The organism is Aminobacter niigataensis (assembly GCF_946995915.1).
Classification (GTDB): domain Bacteria; phylum Pseudomonadota; class Alphaproteobacteria; order Rhizobiales; family Rhizobiaceae; genus Aminobacter; species Aminobacter niigataensis.
Genome location: NZ_OX341517.1, coordinates 2,642,360 through 2,663,084, shown reverse-complemented (window position 1 = coordinate 2,663,084; position 20,725 = coordinate 2,642,360). Strand labels below are relative to the sequence as shown.

19 protein-coding genes are annotated in these 20,725 nt (G+C 62.3%); 3 read left to right on the top strand and 16 right to left on the bottom strand.

Translation table 11 applies throughout. From position 1 onward, the window contains the following. Window positions 1-89 precede the first annotated feature (89 nt). The gene (gene ilvN / locus O1Y97_RS12905; protein ID WP_108609840.1) at window positions 90-662 is read right to left on the bottom strand and encodes an acetolactate synthase small subunit; all 573 of its coding nucleotides are present in this window, start codon (window positions 660-662) and stop codon (window positions 90-92) included. 77 nt (window positions 663-739) lie between these two features. After that, window positions 740-2,524 carry an acetolactate synthase 3 large subunit gene (locus O1Y97_RS12900; protein ID WP_318761284.1) on the bottom strand — a complete coding sequence of 595 codons (1,785 nt, stop codon included), beginning with the start codon at window positions 2,522-2,524 and terminating at the stop codon, window positions 740-742. A gap of 368 nt (window positions 2,525-2,892) precedes the next feature. Here O1Y97_RS12900 and O1Y97_RS12895 point away from each other — a divergent pair, with 368 nt between their 5' ends. Beyond that, window positions 2,893-4,719, top strand: a complete 1,827-nt coding sequence (locus O1Y97_RS12895) for an ATP-binding protein (RefSeq protein ID WP_318761283.1) — start codon at window positions 2,893-2,895, stop codon at window positions 4,717-4,719. Window positions 4,720-4,776: 57 nt separating this feature from the next. Here the strand turns inward: O1Y97_RS12895 and O1Y97_RS12890 are convergent, their stop codons facing one another. The 5 genes from O1Y97_RS12890 to miaA form a co-directional block, all read right to left on the bottom strand. Then, window positions 4,777-5,088 carry a hypothetical protein gene (locus O1Y97_RS12890; protein WP_108607681.1) on the bottom strand — a complete coding sequence of 104 codons (312 nt, stop codon included), beginning with the start codon at window positions 5,086-5,088 and terminating at the stop codon, window positions 4,777-4,779. Between the two features lie 134 nt (window positions 5,089-5,222). Next, window positions 5,223-6,926, bottom strand: a complete 1,704-nt coding sequence (locus O1Y97_RS12885; protein ID WP_318761282.1) for a TPR end-of-group domain-containing protein — start codon at window positions 6,924-6,926, stop codon at window positions 5,223-5,225. Window positions 6,927-7,001: 75 nt separating this feature from the next. After that, window positions 7,002-7,307: a hypothetical protein gene (locus tag O1Y97_RS12880; RefSeq protein WP_318761281.1), complete on the bottom strand. Its 306-nt coding sequence runs from the start codon at window positions 7,305-7,307 to the stop codon at window positions 7,002-7,004. A gap of 251 nt (window positions 7,308-7,558) precedes the next feature. Further along, window positions 7,559-8,350: a GGDEF domain-containing protein gene (locus tag O1Y97_RS12875; RefSeq protein WP_108607678.1), complete on the bottom strand. Its 792-nt coding sequence runs from the start codon at window positions 8,348-8,350 to the stop codon at window positions 7,559-7,561. Window positions 8,351-8,425: 75 nt separating this feature from the next. After that, a complete protein-coding gene (miaA, locus tag O1Y97_RS12870; RefSeq protein WP_318761280.1) occupies window positions 8,426-9,379 on the bottom strand; it encodes a tRNA (adenosine(37)-N6)-dimethylallyltransferase MiaA in 954 nt (317 codons plus the stop codon). Between miaA and serB the strand changes: the two genes are divergently transcribed. After that, window positions 9,363-10,247 (top strand): phosphoserine phosphatase SerB, encoded by an 885-nt coding sequence (serB, locus tag O1Y97_RS12865; protein WP_318761279.1) that lies wholly within the window; start codon window positions 9,363-9,365, stop codon window positions 10,245-10,247. The two genes, miaA and serB, sit on opposite strands and share 17 nt — an antisense overlap. Further along, window positions 10,247-10,819, top strand: a complete 573-nt coding sequence (locus O1Y97_RS12860) for a GNAT family N-acetyltransferase (protein ID WP_318761278.1) — start codon at window positions 10,247-10,249, stop codon at window positions 10,817-10,819. The genes serB and O1Y97_RS12860 overlap by 1 nt, the downstream gene beginning before the upstream one ends. Here O1Y97_RS12860 and O1Y97_RS12855 read toward each other — a convergent pair. The 9 genes from O1Y97_RS12855 to O1Y97_RS12815 form a co-directional block, all read right to left on the bottom strand. Beyond that, window positions 10,816-11,094: a pilus assembly protein HicB gene (locus O1Y97_RS12855; RefSeq protein WP_318761277.1), complete on the bottom strand. Its 279-nt coding sequence runs from the start codon at window positions 11,092-11,094 to the stop codon at window positions 10,816-10,818. The genes O1Y97_RS12860 and O1Y97_RS12855 overlap by 4 nt on opposite strands. Further along, window positions 11,091-11,513, bottom strand: a complete 423-nt coding sequence (locus O1Y97_RS12850; RefSeq protein WP_318761276.1) for a putative toxin-antitoxin system toxin component, PIN family — start codon at window positions 11,511-11,513, stop codon at window positions 11,091-11,093. The genes O1Y97_RS12855 and O1Y97_RS12850 overlap by 4 nt, the downstream gene beginning before the upstream one ends. Window positions 11,514-11,579: 66 nt before the next feature. Then, the gene (locus tag O1Y97_RS12845; protein ID WP_108607674.1) at window positions 11,580-13,088 is read right to left on the bottom strand and encodes a DegQ family serine endoprotease; all 1,509 of its coding nucleotides are present in this window, start codon (window positions 13,086-13,088) and stop codon (window positions 11,580-11,582) included. 124 nt (window positions 13,089-13,212) lie between these two features. Then, a complete protein-coding gene (locus O1Y97_RS12840; RefSeq protein WP_183260429.1) occupies window positions 13,213-13,398 on the bottom strand; it encodes a DUF2065 domain-containing protein in 186 nt (61 codons plus the stop codon). Between the two features lie 3 nt (window positions 13,399-13,401). Further along, window positions 13,402-14,334 carry a protease modulator HflC gene (hflC, locus tag O1Y97_RS12835; protein WP_108607672.1) on the bottom strand — a complete coding sequence of 311 codons (933 nt, stop codon included), beginning with the start codon at window positions 14,332-14,334 and terminating at the stop codon, window positions 13,402-13,404. Next, window positions 14,334-15,431: an FtsH protease activity modulator HflK gene (gene hflK / locus O1Y97_RS12830; RefSeq protein ID WP_318761275.1), complete on the bottom strand. Its 1,098-nt coding sequence runs from the start codon at window positions 15,429-15,431 to the stop codon at window positions 14,334-14,336. Before hflK ends, hflC begins: the two co-directional genes overlap by 1 nt. 148 nt (window positions 15,432-15,579) lie before the next feature. Beyond that, window positions 15,580-16,098, bottom strand: a complete 519-nt coding sequence (locus O1Y97_RS12825) for a dihydrofolate reductase (RefSeq protein ID WP_318761274.1) — start codon at window positions 16,096-16,098, stop codon at window positions 15,580-15,582. A gap of 209 nt (window positions 16,099-16,307) precedes the next feature. Further along, the gene (locus tag O1Y97_RS12820; RefSeq protein ID WP_108609837.1) at window positions 16,308-17,018 is read right to left on the bottom strand and encodes a response regulator; all 711 of its coding nucleotides are present in this window, start codon (window positions 17,016-17,018) and stop codon (window positions 16,308-16,310) included. Window positions 17,019-17,076: 58 nt separating this feature from the next. Further along, window positions 17,077-20,034 (bottom strand): PAS-domain containing protein, encoded by a 2,958-nt coding sequence (locus O1Y97_RS12815; protein WP_318761273.1) that lies wholly within the window; start codon window positions 20,032-20,034, stop codon window positions 17,077-17,079. Between the last annotated feature and the right edge of the window lie 691 nt (window positions 20,035-20,725).

Sequence of the window (20,725 nt, the reverse complement as noted above, 5' to 3'; positions counted from 1 at the left end):
CGTTGCGTCCTGGCGGACCTCGGGAAAAGTCAAAGGCCGCCGGTGTAGCGCACCGGCGGCCTTTGTTTTTGGCTTCGCGCCTGCGACAGTTACATTCCCTGCCGGCCACGGTTCATCGCGGCCACGCCGGTGCGGCAGACCTCGACCAAGCCCAGCGGCTTCATGATGGCGATGAACTGCTCGATCTTCGACACCTTGCCGGTCAGCTCGAAGATGAAATGTTCGGTATTGGCGTCGATCACCTTGGCACGGAAGGCGTCGGCCAGGCGCAGCGCCTCGACACGGGCGTCGCCGGTGCCGGAAACTTTGACCAGCGCCAGTTCGCGCTCAAGCGCGCCTCCGGTGCCCAGTTCCTGCGCCATGACGGTCAGGTCGACGACGCGATGCACCGGCACGATGCGTTCGAGCTGGTGCTTGATCTGCTCGAGCACATGCGGGGTGCCGCGCGTCACGATGGTGATGCGCGACAAATGCTTCTCGTGTTCCGTCTCCGAGACCGTCAGGCTCTCGATGTTGTAGCCGCGGCCAGAGAACAGGCCGATGACACGGGCAAGCACGCCCGGTTCGTTGTCGACCAGCACCGATAGCGTGTGGTTTTCCGGCTTCTCGGTTTCCTTGGCGATGAAATAGGCCGAACCGGTGGGTTGTAGCTGTGCGTTCATAAGATGATTCTCGATCTCAGGCGGTTGCGCCAACTCGTTGATTGTGCGGCCTTCCCTGGAAGGCCGCACGCGATCCGTCACACCAGTTCGCGGCCCTTGGCATCGATGGCGTTGGCCACTGCCTCGTCGGTCGCCTCGTCGGGCAGCAGCATCTCGTTATGCGCCTTGCCCGATGGGATCATCGGGAAGCAATTGGCGAGCGTTGCCACGCGGCAGTCGAAGATCACCGGCTTCTTCACCGAAATCATCTCCTTGATCGCATCGTCCAGTTCGTCCGGCTTGTCGCAGCGGATGCCGTGTCCGCCATAGGCTTCCGCCAGCTTGACGAAGTCGGGCATCGCCTCGGTGTAGGAATGCGACAGCCGGTTGCCGTGCAGCAGCTGCTGCCACTGGCGCACCATGCCCATGTAGGAGTTGTTGAGGATGAAGACCTTGATCGGCGCATTGTACTGGAGTGCGGCGCTCATCTCCTGGATGCACATCTGGACCGAGGCGTCGCCGGCGATGTCGATGACAAGCGATTCCGGATGCGCGATCTGCACGCCCAGTGCCGCCGGCAGGCCGTAGCCCATCGTGCCCAGGCCGCCGGAGGTCATCCAGCGGTTCGGCTTCTCGAAACCGTAATGCTGGGCCGCCCACATCTGGTGCTGGCCGACCTCGGTCGTGATGTAGGTGTCGAGGTGCTTGGTCAGCTCATACAGCCGCTGGATGGCGTATTGTGGCATGATCACGTCGCTGTTGGGCTTGTATGCGTAGCTGTCGCGCGCACGCCACTTGGCGATCTGCTCCCACCACGGATACAGCGTCTTCTTGTCCGCCTTGGCGGTCGCTCGCCACAGCCGGACCATGTCTTCCAGCACGCGGCCGACATCGCCCAGGATCGGCACGTCGGCGCGCACGGTCTTGTTGATCGACGACGGGTCGATGTCGATGTGGATCTTCTTCGAGTTCGGCGAGAACGCGTTGAGGCGGCCGGTGATACGGTCGTCGAAGCGGGCGCCGACACAGATCATCACGTCGCAGTCGTGCATCGCCATATTGGCTTCGTAGCTGCCGTGCATGCCCAGCATGCCGAGCCAGTTCTTGCCCGATGCGGGGTACGCACCGAGGCCCATCAGCGTCGAGGTGATAGGGAAGCCGGTGAGGTCGACCAGTTCGCGCAGCAGATGGCTCGCCTCGGGACCGGAGTTCACCACGCCGCCGCCGGAATAGATGATCGGCCGCTTGGCATCCGCCATCAGCACGACGGCTTCCTTGATCTTTTCCAGGTCGCCCTGGACCTTGGGCTGATAGGAGGTGCGCGGTGCGGTCTGCGGCGGCGTGTAGATGCCCTTGGCGAACTGCACGTCCTTCGGAATGTCGACCACGACCGGGCCTGGACGGCCGGTGGTGGCGACATGGAAGGCCTCGTGCAGGATGCCGGCCAGATCGTTGACGTCCTTCACCAGCCAGTTGTGCTTGGTGCATGGCCTGGTGATGCCCACGGTGTCGCACTCCTGGAAGGCGTCGGAGCCGATCAGCGAGGTCGGAACCTGGCCGGTAATGCACACCAGCGGGATCGAATCCATCAAGGCGTCCTGCAGCGGCGTCACCGCATTGGTGGCACCGGGGCCCGAGGTCACCAGCATCACGCCGGCCTTGCCGGTCGAGCGCGCATAGCCCTCGGCGGCGTGTCCGGCGCCCTGCTCGTGGCGCACCAGGATGTGCTGGACGTCGTCCTGCTGGAACAGCTCGTCATAGATCGGAAGGACAGCGCCGCCGGGATAGCCGAAGAGGTGCTGGACGCCGTTGTCCTTCAGCGCCTGCACCACCATCTCGGCGCCGGTCATTTCGCGTCGTCCGCTGTCACTATGTCCGCTCATCGGTCCGTCCCGTCTTCCTTTTCGCCGTTCTCGGCGGTTGCTGCTCGTTTAGTCCTGTTTCGGGCAATAAAAAAGGCCCCCGAGGGAGCCTTCACATTTGCGCATGGGGGATTTCGCCCGGCGGTTACACCGCCTTGCCCATGCGCAATCCTACTACGAGAATGAGTGTCGTATTCATGGCGCGGACGTTAATGCGCAGGAAGGCGAACTGTCAACCTGACCCGCGCAAATTTTCCGCAACGTCAGTTTGCCCGCACAACGTTCGAATTGGAGCGTTCCGGTTAACCCGGGCTACACCATCCGCCATCACCCGGCCTTAACCGCGCTGCGCTAGCCTTGCGGCTTGGGGAATAAGGGACGTGGCATCAATGTACACCGAACGTCAGGCCGCGGGTGGCGAAACCACCTCGCAGGAGCGGCGCGACCCGAAGCAGGACGACGCCCGCATCCTCGGCAACGTCGTGCAGTGCGACGGTGCTCGCGCGGTCATCAGCGCCTATGCCGAGACCGGCAGCGCAAGCATGGTCGGCCTCTGGACGGTCGGGCGCATGATCTGCATCAATCTCGGCGAGACCCGGACGATCGGACTGGTCTATTCCATCGCCAAGTCGGACCGTTCCTGGAGCAGCGAAGGCGACAACCCCATCGAGGTCAATGTCGAGCTGATCGGAGAAGTCCGTGACGTGGGCGCGGACAAGAAGCCTGTCTTCGACCGCGGCATCACCGCCTATCCCTATATCGGTGCCATCGCCCACCGCATCCGCAGTCGCGACCTTCAGGCCGTCTACGACCTCGCCGGCCGCCACACCGTGACCATCGGGCAGCTGTCGCAGGACGACAGCATCGACGCCTGCATCGCCATCGATGAAACGCTGGCCCGACATTTCGCCGTCGTCGGCACCACCGGCGTCGGCAAGTCGACCGCCGTCTCGCTCTTGCTGCGCAAGGCCATTGCCGCGCGGCCCGACCTGCGCGTCTTGATCATGGACCCGCACAACGAGTTCGCAGGCTCGCTGCCCGAATATTGCGTCAAGGTCGACAGCAACACGCTCGACCTGCCGTTCTGGCTGTTCCGGCTCGAGGAATTCGCCGAGGTGCTGTTTCGCGGGCGCGAGACCGACGCCGATGAGATCGACGTGCTGCGCGACCTCATTCCTGTGGCCAAGAACCTCTATCGCAGCCCGCAGGGCGGCGCGTTCCTGCGTCGCGGCGTCGATGCGCTGACCGCGGACACGCCGGTCCCCTACCGCATGGCCGATCTCATCAAGCAGATCGACGAGCGCATGGGCCTGCTCGAATCCAAGAACGAACGTCCGATCCTGAAATCGCTCAGGACGCGCATCGAATCCGCGCTCGCCGACCCGCGCTACCGCTTCATGTTCCATTCCAGGCTGATCGAAGACACCATCCACGAAACGATCGGCAACATCTTCCGCGTCCCCACCCATGGCCGCCCGGTCACCTGCTTCGAAATGGCAGGCATGCCTTCGGAGGTGGTCAATTCGGTTTGCTCGGTGCTGGCCCGCCTCGCCTTCGACCTCGCTTTGTGGAGCGAAGGGCGGCTCAAGCTGCTGCTGCTGTGTGAGGAAGCCCACCGCTACATGCCCGCCGACCACCGCCTCGGCTTCGCCCCGACCCGGCACGCGCTGTCGCGCATCGCCAAGGAAGGCCGCAAATATGGCTGCTATCTTGGCGTCGTGACACAGCGCCCGGGCGAACTCGACCCGACCATCCTGTCGCAGTGCTCAACCGTATTCGCAATGCGGCTCGCCAACGAGCAGGACCAGGCGATCATCCGCTCGGCCATTGCCGATTCGTCGGCCTCCAGCCTCTCCTTCCTGTCCTCGATGGGCCAGCGCGAGGCCATCGCCTTCGGCGAAGGCGTCGCCACCACCATGCGGCTGAAATTCGAAAAACTTTCGCCCGAACTCATCCCAGGCACCGGCAAGCGGGCCGCGGAGGCCCCATCCGGCAGCGGCGACGACGTCGATCTCGTCGCTGTGGTCGAACGCCTGCGCAACGTGCCCAAGCCGCAGGCTGCAGCATTGGGTTTCACCGAAGTTGTCGACAGCCAGCGCCAGGCTGGCGACACCGACTACCAAAAGCCTCCGGCCAAGCAGCAGCCCGACGACGATTTCGACACCCGCTTCGGCTTGCGTCCGTCGACGTTTGGCGGACGCCCGCCGAACAGCTGAGATCCTCGGAAGCCTGCGCCCCACTCGATGGCAGTAGGCCAAGCCGGGCCTGGAACCTCAGATCCCCGAGCCGTCCAGTTGCTCCTCGTCCTCGCCCTCCCAGGGCGTTGGCATCTCCGGCGAATTCTTGCTCAGATTGGCCTTCGGCAACGGCATCCAGCACTTCAGTTCCGGGTCGGCATAGCCGATCACGCAGCCGGGATAGGAGTCGGCAGCGCGCCAGCCTTCGATGCCGAATGCGTCGGGCCTTGCCCAATAGGCGACATCGACCTCCGCCGGCCCCTGTTCCGACGAACGTACCGTCACCAGGACCCGGCTGCCGTCCTTTGGCGCGCTCGCCATGTTTCGCCACCGGTCGGGTTCGTCCATCGCATTCCTCCTCTGCACGCAGGCACCCGCAGCCTTCACCGGCAACGGACAAGCCAGTGTTGCTGGCTTGAAGAAGGACGTCCAGTGGCAAGTTCAAGCCACACTGGGTTTCGAACTGTGCTCGGGAACAACCCTCAGGCCATTCCAGGATAACGCGGGTGCAGGATCACCGAGAAGCGCGGATCATCGCGAATGACATCGAAGTCGGCATCGTTCCGGAGCATGTCTATCGTGTTCTGAGGGACGTCCCGGGCGGCCTTTTTGAGGTGTTGCAGCGCTCCTTCCACGTCCCCCAGATGGGCGCAGAGGGCCGCCGCATTGACATTTGCAATGAAGTCGTCCGGATCGATCGCCAGCGCACGGGCCAACCAGGAACGCGCCTTCTCCATGTCGCCGAGATAGCCAAGCGCGACGGCACCACGATGCAGCGGTGCAGCGTTCTCGGGGTGAATGCCGGACGCGCGCTCCGAGCGTTCGACACAAATTCTCGCCCAATCCAGCCTTTCCGGATCGCTTCTGGCAAGAAAGGCGGCGATCATCATCGGCGAGAGATAGTCGTCTGGTCGCAAGCGCGAGGCTTGCTTGAACATCGAGATCATCTTCGCCCGGTCGTTCAGGAAGCGCGCCATCGTCGATGCAAAGAAGAAATTTGCCTCATACGAATTGGGATCGATGGCGAGAGCCTTCTGGTATGAAAGGCCGGCCTCCTCGTATCTTTCATTGCAGAACAGGGCAAAGCCGCGTGCGACATGAGCTTCCGGCAGGGTGGGATCGAGATGTAGTGCCTTGTCTGCGATAGCCAGGATCTCATCCGGCGCGCTGTCCTTCCCATGCCAGTCGCGCAGGTAGCAGTCGCAGATCACCATGCCGGCATAGGCACGTGCATAGCCGGGATCGAGCTCAACCGCCTTGCCAAACAGGCGCCGGGCCAGGACGAGATATGACTTCGTCAATTCCAGCGCCAGCTGCCGGCCTTGCAGTTCATAGTGATAGGCTTCGATGTTGCCGGTTCGAGCCTGCCGGATGGCATGCTTCTCCTCGGGTAGCAGTTCGAGTTCCAGGTGCTTGACGACAGCTTCGGTGATCTCGTCCTGGATTGCGAAAATGTCCGCAAGGTCCCGGTCGAACCGCTCGGCCCAAAACAACTCTCCTGTTGCGCCTTCCAGCAATCGAGTGGAAACACGGACGCGTTGTCCCGACAGGCGCACGCTGCCCTCCAGGAGATACTGAACACGGAGTTCGCGGGCGATGTCGTTTCCACGGACAGCGCGTCCCTTGAACGCGAAACTGTAGTTTTTCGAGACGACCAGCAGCCTCCGGCTCTTCGTCAGCGCTGTTGTGATGTCTTCGGCAATGCCGTCGGAAAACCATTCCTGGTCAGCTTCTGCGGTTTCAAATGGGAGAACGGCAATCGATGGCCTGTCGGCCGTGGATTGCAGTTTCCGCGGCGGAGGCCGGTCGGAACCCTCGTCATAAGATCGCAAACGTTGCTCGTCGAGGATGTAGCCGCGCCGCGGTACTGTCCGGATGAAACCTTCCGCCCGGGGGCCGAGGGCAACCCGAATGTCTTTCAGGCACTGGCTAAGCGAGCCGTCCGAAACCACGACATCCGGCCACACAACCTCGATCAGTTCATGCTTGTCGATCACCCGGCCAGGATTCCTGACCAGATAGGTAAGCAAGGCCAGCGATTTCGGGCGCAACGTGACGTCGCCGGCTCCATTCCGCAACCTGCCTTGCTTGAGATCCAGCGTGTGACCTGCGAACTCGAAAACTGACATGGGCTGTTTGCTTTGCTCATCGCGGCACTGGCGATCATGCCCAACAATGGCCAGCATTTCTACTGGCGACGCCGCCGGCACTTCATGAGGGAACTGCCACTAAATTGTGTGCGCCAGAGATCCCGTTCGGCCTCAGTCGGTTGCGATTGGCTTCAGAAGCTGTTTGTGCCCTTCGGCCGCCGCGGGGGAATGCGGAGTGGTGGAGTATCCGAAGTCGAAGGGAAGTGACGTTTCGAGGCCATCAATCCACCGCCCTCTCTGCGCAAGACGCCTGATGCCGATATCTTCCAATTGTCCTTCGCCGAGATCGTCCAGCGCTGTCTCTCTCCGCACCTCGGCGATCATGGCGCCCAGCCATGCGATAAGCGAAAGCCCCCTGTTGCCGGCGTGATCCACACCAGGGTTTCGCGTCGGCGATTTAACGTAGGAAATGCCCACGACTTGCTCCTCTTTGCAGCTTGGGAACTGTCGGGAGCATTGCGTCGCACAGACGGTAAGTCCGGAACCTCGGACGAAATTGCAGTGAAATTGCATTGAGAAAGGATGCGCCTTCGGCCACGGCAATCGCTCAGCTGCCACCACATGGTGCCGATGGGACCGAACGTAAATCGGGCATTGGCCGGCCACTCGACAACGTCCGGACGAGGCACGGACCGGAGCGCCCAGGCTGCAATACGCCTTCGGAAAGTTCAGGCGCAGACGCGGTTGCGGCCCTGTCGCTTTGCCTCGTAGAGCTGCTTGTCGGCGCGGCGGTAGAATTCCTCGGCGGTCTCTGCCTTGTCCCACAGGGCTAGGCCGACGCTGGACGTCACGTTGAGCTGGGCACCGCCTGTCTCGATGGCAAGCGAAGCGATCGCCTTGCGCATGCGCTCGGCAACCCGCTGCAACAGCTCGAGATCCATGTTGGGCGCGACGATGGCGAATTCCTCGCCGCCGAGCCGAGCCACCACGTCGTGGTAGCGCGTCATGCTCTGCAGGCACTTGGCGACGGACCGCAGCACTTCGTCGCCGGCGTCGTGGCCGTAGGTGTCGTTGACCTGCTTGAAATGGTCGAGGTCGAGGATCATCAGCCCGACCGGCTTGTCGATACGGCCGAACTCGCCGAGATATTCCCTGAGCGCGTCGTCGAAATAGCGCCTGTTCTGCATGCCGGTGAGACCGTCGGTCAGGGCCGCCTGCTCCAGATTGCGCGAGCGCGCGCTCAGCGAAGCCGTCATCTCGCGCAGCTTGCCGCCTTCCTTCACCTGGGTTCGTATCTGGGGAAAGATGAAGAACAGCCCATAGACCAGTGTCCCGGCCAAAAGCACGGCGATTGCCAAAAGCAATTTCTGGAGAATTTCGATGCTCTCGACGCGCCCGGGCATGTACAGCGCGTCGGCCGGCCCCTCGACAAGTGTCCAGGCATAGAAGGTCGCCAGCGCTGCGGTCAAAATCAGCGCGATGAAAACGAAAAACGCGGTTTCAGCCTTGTGAAAGCGCATGGCTACCCTGATTGATCCCCAAGGCCTTATGCCATGCCGCGACTTACGGAGGGTTAATCCGCCCAGCGCAAATGGCTATGTCGCTGTGGTTTCGTTCTTTTCGCCGGTCTCGCCGCCGATCCTTTGCCATTCCGGTCCGAACTGGTTGCGGAACCATGTCGACTGCCGCTTGGCATATTGCCGCGTCGCGATCTTGGCCCGTTCTATGGCCTCTTCGAAGCTTGTTTCACCGGCGATCGCGGCTGCCAGTTCGCGCAGGCCGATCGCCTTCATCGCCGGCAGCTCAGGCGCGAGCCTCATCGCCGTGACCGCCTTCACCTCTTCCAATGCACCAAGCTCCAGCATCTTGTCGAAGCGCAGGTCGATACGCTTGATGAGCAGTTCGCGCTCCGGCTCGATGACGAGGAAGCGTGCGCTGGCGAGGTCGATCATCGGATGGCCGCGATCGGCCTGCCATTTCAGGATCGAACGTCCCGAAGCTTCGAGCACTTCCAGCGCACGCACGATGCGCTGGCCGTCGCTGGCCTTGAGCTTCATCGCAACCTCGCTGTCGACCCGCATCAGCAACCGGTGCAGTCTCGGCGCGCCTTCCTCGTTGAGCCGCCAGCGCCAACGGTCGCGGATTTCCGTCGGAATGTCGGGCATCTCCGAGATGCCCTCGGCCAGGGCCCGGAAATAGAGCCCGGTCCCGCCGACGAAGATCGGCGGCTTGTCGTCGAACAGGCCGTTGTCTGCCAGCACCGCCACGTCGCGCAGCCAAGTACCGGTGGAATAGGCCGTCGCCGGCGACACGTGGCCATAGAGGAAATGCCGCGCGCGGCGGAGGTCTTCGGCGCCCGGCCGAGCCGTCAGCACGCTGAGCACGTCGTAGACCTGCATCGAATCGGCATTGACGATCACGCCGCCGTCGCGCTCGGCAAGCTTAAGCGCCAGCGCCGACTTGCCGCTGGCGGTCGGCCCGGCTATCAGGGTCGCTTTCTTGATGCGCCCCTCGCCTATATCGGAATTTTCGATGCCGCTCGTCGCCACGCTGATTTCCCATCCAGACCGCGCTCTGCTGCGGCCGTCCCTTGCCGATAAGGCCTCTCGCGCCCTTGGTGCAAGCGCCATTGTGTGGCTCGACGCCAACATCGCCTGCGACATCGCCTTGCCATCTGGGCTTTCGGTCGACGATGGGAATGCAGCCCTTGCTCCCTTGCTCGCCGGCGAAGCCATCGATTTCGCCGTTCAGGACAACGCAACGCGTAGGAAAAAGATCCTCATCGCCGACATGGATTCGACCATGATCGACCAGGAGTGCATCGACGAACTCGCCGACGAGATCGGCGTCAAGGATCGCGTCGCCGACATCACCGCGCGCTCGATGAATGGCGAAATCGCCTTCGAGCCGGCCTTGCGCGAACGCGTCGCACTGCTCGCCGGCCTCGACGCTTCGGTCATCGACCGCATCATCGACACCCGCCTCACCCTCGCCTCGGGTGGCAAGGCGCTCGTCGCCACCATGAAGGCGCATGGCGCCTACACCGCACTTGTCTCTGGCGGCTTCGACGTCTTCACCTCCCGCATCGCTGCCAAGCTCGGCTTCGACGAAGACCGCGCCAATCACCTGATCGAAGCCGACGGTCGCCTCACCGGCAAGGTTTCCGAGCCTATCCTCGGCCGCGCCGCCAAGGCCGACGCGCTGAACGAGATTTCCGCGCGCCTCGGCCTCACCGTGGACGATGCCATCGCCGTCGGCGACGGCGCCAACGACCTCGACATGATCCGCCTGGCAGGCAGCGGAGTCGCTCTCCACGCCAAGCCTTCCGTCGCCGCGGAGGCCAGGATCCGCATCGACCACGCGGACCTCACCGCCCTGCTCTATCTCCAGGGCTACAGCCGCAGCGACTTCGCCTGATGGAACCGCTCAGCACCCAGCGCCTGATCCTGCGCAACTGGGAAGATCGCGACCGCGAGTTGTTTCACCGCATAAACGCCGATGAAACGGTGATGGAATTTTTCCCGATGCGCCGCAATAGGGCCGAGAGCGACGAGTTGCTCGATCGCCTGGCCGCCGGCATCGACCGCGACGGATTCGGCTTTGCCGCCGCCGAGATTGCCGACACCGGCGAATGCATCGGTTTCGTCGGCATCGTACGCACGGACCTCGAGCCCTTCATTCCCAAAGGCACCATGGAAATCGGCTGGCGCCTCGCACCGGAATATTGGGGCAAGGGCTACGTCACTGAAGCCGCCGAGGCCTGGCTCGCTTTTGCCTTCGACGTGGCTGGCGACGACGAGGTCGTTTCCTTTGCCGTGTGGAACAATCTTCGCTCCACAGCCGTCATGCAGCGGCTCGGCATGCGCCACGACCCGTCCGGCGATTTCGACCACCCGCGCGTTCCCGACACGCACCCGGAACTGAAGCGGCACCTGCTCTACAGGCTGTCCCGCAGCCAGTGGCAGGAACGGAAAAAGGCGGCCAACTAGCCGCCTTTTTCAATCTTCTTGTGCCCATCCGGATATTCGTCGCCCTCATCTGCCGGCGCATTGGGCACTTTATCCAGTATCGCGGAGAAGTCTTCGGCCGAGGCCTCGCCTGCACGACGGCGGAGGAAATCAGCCGCCGTCTCGACAACGCCAACTTTCTGCGCCACTGCAGATGCTATCCATTGATTGAGTGATACACCGTCAGCCTTTGCCAGACGTGTAGCCGCTTCTTTCACCGACAGCGGCAGCTTGAGTGGGTAGGTTGCCTTGCTCATCGCCTTAATCCTTGGAGCAATTCTGCTGGTCTGATTACCTTCAGTTCGAAACGCTCCGAGACTTTTTGAAAATCCCTGACGTTGTGTGTCACGAGGGCTTCCGCACGGCCGTTCACGGCGGCCTCAAGCACCATCTCGTCTTTTGGATCCGACAGTTGCGGCCGCCAGCGAAAATGGACTTCAACCGCTTCAGCCAAACCAGCAAGACCTGCCAGGAAGCGATCGATCTCCGCGTTCGACAAGCCATGCGCCGTACGATGTTCCGGCCGACGCAACACGGCCTCGTATTCCAAGAACAATGCCGTCGTCACCAGCGGGCGGAGGTGCATCTCAGCGACATGTCCAAGGACCGCAAAAGATGCGCCATTCCGGCTGCGCAAGCCAGCAGCGAGTACGTTGGTATCCAGTACGACACGCATCCGGAGAAAACATAGCACATCCCATAGGATGTCGCCAGTTACTCCGACAAAGCCGGATTCCCGGCCTCAATCCATGCGGATCGTCACGAACCTCAGTTCACCGGTCTTGGAAGCCAGCATCAGCAGCGCGTTCTTGCGGCCCTGTTCCTTCAGCGCGGAGATGCGGTCCATCACCTCCTTCGGCGTCGACACCGATTCCTGGGCGATCTCGGTGATCACCTCGCCGGCGGCGATGCCACGCTCGGAAGCTGCCGAATCCTTGGCAACCGCCGTCACCACCACGCCCGACACATCGGCCGCGATGCCGAATTTGGCGCGCGTGTCGTCGTTGAGCTCGCCGATGGTCATGCCGAGCATGCTCGCTGTTGCGACTTCGGCCCCCTTTTCAGCGCCCTCTTCCGGCTTGGCAGCTTCGCCTTCGGCCAGTTTCTCGCCGTCCTCGAGCCTTCCGAGCGTTACCTTCACCGTCTGCTCGACGCCCTTGCGCACGATCACCACATCGACCGCCTTGCCCACCGGGCTCTCGGCAACAACGCGCGGCAGATCGCGCATTTCGACGACATCCTTGCCGTCGAACTTGATGACCACGTCGCCCGGCTGGATGATGCCGTTGTCGACAGGCCCGCCCTTGATGATGCCGGCCACCAGCGCGCCCTTGGCAGTTGCCATGCCCAGGCTCTCGGCGATGTCGTCGGTCACCGGCTGGATGCGGACGCCTAGCCAGCCGCGACGGGTTTCGCCGAACTGCGTCAGTTGCTCGACCACGCCGGTTGCTATCTCGGCCGGTATGGAGAAGCCGATGCCGATCGAGCCGCCCGACGGCGAAATGATCGCCGTATTGATGCCGATGACCTCGCCTTCCATGTTGAACAGCGGTCCGCCCGAGTTGCCGCGGTTGATCGCGGCGTCGGTCTGGATGAAGTCGTCATAGGGGCCGGAATTGATGTCGCGGTTGCGCGCTGAGATGATGCCCACCGTCACCGTGCCGCCGAGGCCGAACGGATTGCCGATCGCCATCACCCAGTCGCCGATCCGCATCTTGTTGGAATCGCCGAACTTCACCGCCGTCAGCTTCTTGGCCTTGGGATCGATCTTGAGCACGGCGATGTCGGTCTTGGTGTCGGTTCCGACCAGTTCGGCCTTCAGCTTCGAGCCGTCGGAGAAATTCACCTCGATCTCGTCGGCGTCGGCAATGACGTGGTTGTTGGTCACCACGATGCCTTGCTCGGCATCGACGACAAAACCCGAACCCAGCGACTGCACCTTCTGCGAGCCGCCATTGTTCTGGCCTTCGCGGTCCTTGAAGAAGTCGTCGAAGAAGTCCTGGAACGGCGATCCCTCGGGCAATTGCGGCATCGGGACGGCGTTCTCGCCTTCCCCGCCCTTCACCGTCTGCGAGGTCGAGATGTTGACCACCGCGCCCAGCAGGCCTTCGGCGAGATTGGCGACCGATTCCGGCCCTTGCGCGAAAGCAGGTGTCACGAAGGACGGAGCGACGCTCGCACCGATCATCAGCGCCGTCGTGGCGGCCAGAGAGGCCTTTCGCATGGCGCGCAAAAGGGGCGTGGAAATCATCAGGGAAGCCTCCCGAGGCTGTCAGAGCATTGATCGCGGCGGGCCGTCCGAACGCGAAGCGTCATGATGAAAACAAATAAGGCCTGTTTGCGGCCATTGCTACCGGTACGGAATAAATCGTCCGTTATCCCCGGATGAGCCAGACGACGCCCACGCCGATGACGATGGCGGCAAGACCGACTGTCCTGAGCACCGCATCGGGCATTTCGGTCACCTGTGCGGCCAACTTCTTGGCCGCAGAAGGAAAGCCGCCATAGACCAGGCCCTCGAAAACGAGGACCAGGCCCATGGCGACGATAAAGTCCCGCACTGCTTAGTTGCTGGCGGCGGGAGCAGCAGCGCCGGCGGCTGGCGCCGGCGTTGCCTTGTTGCTGTCGGGGCTGCGGAAATAGCGGAAGAACTCCGATTCCGGCGACAGCACCATTGTCGTGCCGTCGGCATTCAGCGCGGTACCATAGGCGCTCATCGACCGGTAGAAGTCGAAGAACTCGGGATCGCGGTTGAAGGCGTTGGCGAACACCGCGGAGCGCTGGGCTTCGCCTTCACCGCGCAGGATTTCCGATTCCTTCTGCGCTTCGGCGACGGTCTCGACCACTTCGCGGTCGGCGCGGGCGCGGATGCGCTGCGCTGCTTCGCGGCCGCGTGCCCTCAGCCTTTCGGCCTCGGCCAAACGCTCGGCCTTCATCCGGTCGAAGGTCTGCTGCGACACTTCCTGGGTGAGATCGGTGCGGCGAATGCGAACATCCTGGATCTCGAGGCCCAGCGACGTCGCGTCGGGCTGCAGCTGGTCGCGAACCTCGCGCATCATGGCCGCGCGCTCTTCCGAGAGCGCCGCTTCGAAGCCACGCACGCCGTAGACGCGGCGCAGGGCCGCGTCGAAGCGGGTGCGCAGGCGCTGTTCGGCGAGTTCCACGCTACCCGAAACGGTCGAGCGGAACTTGCGGGCATCGTTGATGCGATAGGCGATGAAGGCGTCGACGTCATAGAACTTGCCGCCCGAGACCTGGACGCGGATGTCGTCGAGATCCAGACGCAGCACGCGGTCCTCGATGACCTGCACGTTGTCGGCCTCGAACATCGAGAACGGCGCCTTGAAATAGATGCCGGGCTCGGTCTTGACGTCGACGATCTCGCCGAAGCGCAGCACGATGACTTGCTGGCGCTCGTTGACCACGAAGATCGACGACCAGATCAGGAACAGGATGATCGCGGCGAAGACGCCGATGATGGGAAGACGATTGGACATCAGTTGCCTCCCGCCGCCGGAGCGCGCTTCTGCAGTTCAGGCAACGGCAGATAGGGCACCACGCCCTGTCCATTGCCTTGCTCGACGATCACCTTGCCGGAGCCTTGAAGCACCTTTTCCATCGTTTCGAGATAGAGGCGCTTGCGGGTCACGTCTGGCGCCTTGGCATATTCGTCATAGACAGAGATGAAGCGCTGGGCCTCACCCTCGGCTTCCTGCACGACACGGTTCTTGTAGGCAGCGGCGTCTTCGCGGATCTGGGCCGCCTCGCCTCGCGCCTGGCCGAGCTTCTGGTTGGAATACTGGTTGGATTCCTCGACGAAGCGGTCTTCGTCCTGTTCGGCACGCTGCACCTCGTCGAATGCGTCGGCCACTTCGCGCGGCGGTGCTGCATCCTCGATCGAGATCGCGTTGACGGCCAGACCTGCACCGTACTGGTCGAGCGTATCCTGGATGATGTCGCGCACGCCTGTGGCAATGCCCTGGCGGTCGTCGCGGAAGATGTCCTGTGCCGGACGCCGACCGACCACTTCGCGCATCGCGCTTTCGGCGATCTGGCGAACCATCACATCGGGTTCGGAAACCTTGAACAGATAGGCTTGCGGGTCGGATACCTGGTAGGCGACGGAGAATTTCACGTCGACGATGTTCTGGTCGCCCGAAAGCATCAGGCCGGATGACGTGCTGCCGCGCACTTCACCAATATTGACCAGCTTTTCAGCCGTGTTGACCTTCTCGACGGTTTCGATAGGCCACCAATGGAAATGCAGACCTGGCTGCGACAGCTCCTGCTTCGGCTTGCCGAAGCGCAGTTCGACTGCCAGTTCGTCAGGCTGCACGGTGTAGATCGCCTGGAACGCCCAGAGCGCCAGCAAGCCTGCACCGAGCAGGCCAAGCACCATGGCGCTCGAGCCGCCGCCGCCCGGAAGCGCGCGTTTCAGCTTGTCCTGGCCCCGGCGAATGATGTCTTCGAGATCAGGAGGCGAGCCCTGTGGCCCACTAGGCCGCGGTCCCTGCCCCCAGGGGCCACCGCCGCCGCCGCTGCCGCCGCCGCCCCATGGGCCGCCGCCGCCTCCATTTTGATTGTTCCAGGGCATGAAAGTCCTTTCACTAGGTATTATTGGCGGCCGCGCCTGAAACGGCCGAAGATTTCCTACCACCATCTATAGGCATGCGATCAAGCGCTTTCAACGAAATGGCCCGTAAGCGCTTCTGATTTCACTACATATGTATGAAACCATCGTCTCAATGCACCCCGCGACGCCTCTCGTAAACTGTATAGCGTGTCGCATGGCTGTCTTTTTCGCCGGCGGGCAAGTCTTCGGAGCGAACAGCCAACCAGAGGGCCGGATCGATCGTCGGGAAGCGCGTGTCGCCGTCAGGGCTCGCCAGAACATGCGTGACATGCAGCCGGTCGGCCACTGGCAGCGCTTGGCGATAGATCTCGCCACCGCCGATCACGCAGATTTCGCTGACGCCTGGCGTGCAACGGCCCTTGGCCGTGGCGAGCGTAATGGCGTCTTCGACCGATTGTACCGTTTCGGCACCGTCGACCCGGTAGGCCGGATCGCGGCTTACGACGATGTTAAGCCGGCCCGGCAGAGGCTTGCCGATGCTCTCATAGGTCTTCCGGCCCATGATGATCGGCTTGCCCATCGTGTCGGCCTTGAAGCGCTTAAGGTCGCTCGACAGCTTCCACGGCAGGCCGTTGTCGCGCCCGATCACCCCGTTTTCGGCAATCGCCACAAAAATCGCTACGTCCATCAGCCGCCGCTCCCTTGCCTGCGGCCTCAGCCATGGCACGTTCGAACCCGCGTCAGGGCGATTTTCGCCGCTCCGCCTCAATATGGAAGGCGGTTCGCCATGACGGGCAAACTGTATGTCGCCCTCCGGCCGTAGTCCAGATTCAGCCAAGGTTGTCCGCACCTTGATTGTGCAAATACCAGGTCAGCGTGCGTAGATGGCCGATGCTACTACGAGTAGAGGTATCCCACGCCGCGTATCGTCTTGATCACTTCCGGCTTTGAGGGATCGTTCTCGATCTTCTTTCGCAACCGGGAAATCCGGATGTCGATGCTGCGGTCGAAGGGATCCCAGCCGCGATCGTGGGCAAGCTCCAGCAACTGGTCGCGATTGAGCGTCTTGCCGCGATTGTCGGCAAACACTTTGAGCAGCCGGAATTCCATCGGCGTGATGGCAATGTCGAGACCGTCGGGATCGAAAAGCTTGTGCGTTTCCAGGTCGAGCCGGCAATTGCCGAACCTGACAACATGCGGGCCGAGATGATCGCCTTGTCCAATGACTTGGTCATGCCCGGACGTGCGGCGCAGCACAGCCTTGACCCGGGCAAGCAACTCCCTGAGGTCGACGGGCTTGGCGATGTAGTCGTCGGCGCCGATCTCCAGGCCGACCACCCTGTCGATGATCTCGGCGGAGCCGGTCAGCATGATGATGGCGACCTTCGAATGCTCCCGCATGTAGCGAGCCAGTGACAGGCCATCCTCGCCCGGCATCCGGATATCGAGAATGACGACATCAACGGGCTGGGTGTCGACGATCTCGCGCAGGGCCGGGCCGGCATCGGCTGTCGTGACGGCGTAGCCATTCCGTTCCAGATACTCCGCGACAGTGTCGCGTAGATCCGGCTCGTCGTCGCAGACAACGATATGCGGGTTAGCGGTCAACGCTTCCTCACCTTTGCTGAAATTAACCCTGTTCGCGGTGGCAGGCAAATACAGCCTTTCAAGCATCGCGGTTGACCAGCCTGGAGACGAAGGTCCGCAGTTCGAACGGCTTGACCGGCTTCTCCAGGTAAGGCCGCTTCGTCGCGCGCAAGAACACCTGTGCGTCCGGACTGATCGTGTCTCCGGTTAGAAAGGCCAGTCTGTCAGCCTCCGCCGGATGCAAATCGCAGACATGATTGTAGAATCTGCGGCCATCCATTTCAGGCATTTTCAGATCGCTCAGAATAACATCGAATGTTCGCGATTTCAGCTGTTTCAACGCCTCCTTGCCGGACCCGGCAACGATCACCGTGAAGCCGTCCTGGGTGAGGATCTCGGCGATAAGATCGCCGACGTCCTTTTCATCATCCACCACCAGGCAGACGCGTCCCGTCGACTTCGGCAGTTCAATGGCCTCGGTCTCGGACCGCTCGGCAAGCCGGTCGGAAGCGGGCAGCGAGACCACGAAGGTCGATCCTCCACCCTCCTTCGTCTCGACCTGAATAGTCCCCTCGTGGGATTGAATGATGCGATAGCAGAAAGATAGGCCGATCCCGGTGCCGGCCCCGACCTCCTTGGTCGTGAAGAAGGGCTCGAAGATGCGCGGCAGGATCTCGTTCGGGATACCCGGACCGGTGTCTGCCACCTTGACGAGAATGTTGCCGCTCTCCGGCTGCAGTTCCGTCGATATCACGATGTCTCTTGGGCCGTCCCAGCCATGCACCGCGTGTTCGGCGTTGACCAGTAGGTTGATCAGAACCTGGGTCAGCTGGTCAGGATCGGCCCATATCGCGGGCAGATCAGGTGCACGCTGAACCGAAAGCGATATGTCGGACGACTTGATCGAATAGCCAACGACCTCGACCGCTGCCGTTACGATGTCGTCGATTGCGACATTCGAGGTCCTTGTCGGTTGCTGCCTTGCCATCGCCAGGAAGGTCCTGACAATGCGCGCGCAGCGCTCCGCGGCCCTGCTGATCTTGTCGGCCCGCTCGACCGTCTTGGGGTCGGACGCCGTCTCCTTCAGCGTCAACGACATGCCGAGCACCACAGAAAGCGGGTTGTTCAACTCGTGGGCTACGCCGGCCAGCAGGCCGCCGAGCGCGGATAGCTTCTCGTTCTGGTGCAGCGTTTCGCGCTGGCGCTCCAGTTGCTGCTGCATCTCGATGCGGTCGGAAAGGTCATAGGTGTGGGAAACAATGACCTTGTCGCCGTGGAAATCGATCAGCCTTGCCGAGAGCGAACACCAGCATGCTTCTCCATTCTTGCGCTTCAGTTGTGTTTCGAAATCGTCGACTTCGCCCATCAGCAACAGGCGTTCGACAAACTGCTTCCGATGCGCAGGATGGACGTAGCTGTCGAAGGCGTTGTCGACGCCGCCGAGCAGTTCATCCGAAGCCGGGCTCCGGTAGAGCAGTTTTCCATCCTCCGCCCTCGTCATCTGGATGCTGGCCGGGCAGGCCTCCAGGACCTTCCGGACCAGTTCGTCGGCCTCCTTCGCAGCCAGTTCGGCGCGCTTGCGTTCCGTGATGTCGACACGAGTGACCACGAACCCGCCCTCGCGGGTCGGACAGTTTGAAACGAAGAACCAGCCTCCATCGGTATGCTGGAATTCCTGCTGCCGGAACTCCCGCCTGTCCTTGGCCCGTTCGTCCAGCCAGTCGTCGATCCTGTCCTGTGAAACCGGGAACTGGTTGCGCTGGGCGGTCACGCGCAGGAAGTCGAACCAATTGACACCGGGAACCAGCACGTCCGCACTGAGGGCATGCATCTTGCGGTACTGGCTGTTGGCCAGGACCAGGCGGTCGTCCTTGTCGTAAAGCGCAAAACCTTCGGCCAGGGACTCGATGGCGTCGATCAACCGCTCGCTTGCCTGTCGGGTCTGGTTCTGGGCGTCGATGATGTCGGTGATGTTGGTCGCATTGGAAACGATCACCGGCCGCCCCTGGAAATCGATCAGCCGCGCCGAGATCGAACCCCAGAAGATGTTGTCGTTGGCATCGTACTGCCGCACCCGGAAATCATCGATGCAGCCCTTGTCCATAAGGACGCCGACCAGCGTCTTGCGATCGTCGGGATTGACGTAATAGCTCCCGATATGCGCGCGGTCGCCATAGAGCTCCCTGCTGGCCGGGTTGCGGTAGAGCGTTTCTCCCTCGATCGTCGACATCCGCGTGGGCACCGGGCAGGCATCGAGCACCATTTGCATCAGTGCGGTTGCTTCACGCTCAATTGCCTCCGCCTTCTTGCGTTCGGTGATGTCGAGCACGCCGATGACGAGCGACGGCCGGCCGCGATAGTGGCTCCGGCGACAATTCGTCGAACACCAGACGTTGGACCCATTCGGTCGCCTGAGCTCGATTTCATGGTCGCGCAGGATGTCGTCGTGGCCGACCCGTTCCCTGATCTTCTCGAAATCATCGGGGTCGACGAAATGGTCGATGATGAACTGCGGCTCGTTCGGCCGCCACTTGCGGCCCAGGAGGCGCGAACCGTCGAGGCTTTCGTAGACGATCTGCTTGCTTTCCTCGTCGACGACCCAGACCGGAAGCGGATGGCTGTCGGTGATGCAGCGGAAGATTTCGGCGCTGTCGAGATGCGCGATCTGGACACGCTTCATCTCGGTGATGTCGGTGCTGATCAGCGCGACACCGCCATTGGGCCTGGGGTGGCTGGTCAGGAGCCTCCAGCCGCCATCGACCGTCTGCGCTTCGAACGGGGGCACATTGTCCTGGCGCCAGCGTGTTGCGGCGTGACGCGCGAAATCGTCCGTCGGCTCAACCTCGATGCCGTCGAAGCTCTTCAAGTTCCGGAGAACCTTGCCGACGACGCTGCCGACATCGGCCGGCCCGTCATCGCCGGCAATGCTGGCGCTGCTGTCGCCGTAGATTGCGGCATTGGCGTCCTCGAGCACGTCGTCGATGTCGAACAGCGCGTAGCCAGTTCGCGCATCCGAAACTCGGCAGTCAGCTTGCATAGGTCGTCTCCTCGACGGAAAGCCCGGCATCGTCTTCACGGCGGCGTGATCGCCGATCGCTGAATAGTCGCGCTTTGTTTCGGCTTGAGGTCGAACCAAACCGTTTTGTTTCAGTCTTTCCGGGCTCCGGGTCGTCTGAACGAACAAACGAAACTTTTTTCTCCCGACGCCGAGAACGAACTGAAACACGCGCGCGCTACACTCAATTGCATCGACTTCGCTGGAAATGGTCTGCGCAGCGGACCCCAACAGCCTACCAAAAAACCGGCAGGCTGTTGATGCCGTCGGCCGCAGGGCTCGAACGAAGTCAATCGAACATCATCCCAAGAGGAGAATTGAGATGAGACGGACCCTACTGGCGTTGTCTGTCGTTCTGCCGGCATGCGGCGCAGCCGATGCCACCGACCTCGCATCGATCATGCAGTTTCCCAGCTTCCAGGGGATCGCATCGCATCAGCCCCAACAAGCACCACGCTCGAAAGGCACGGAGCCAGCCTCCTCGGCAATGGCCTCGCTCGGGGCTCCGTTCGTGCCGGGTCGGTTGCGCTACATGTTCAAGAGCGCACCGATGCGCTCCACCATCCATGGAGCACCCGGTCTTTCGCCTGACGTCATGGCCCCCCGAGGCGCCAATCGGCTCATTCCATGCCCAGCGTTGCATCCGCCTGTCGACTGAGCAGGACAGCCGTGG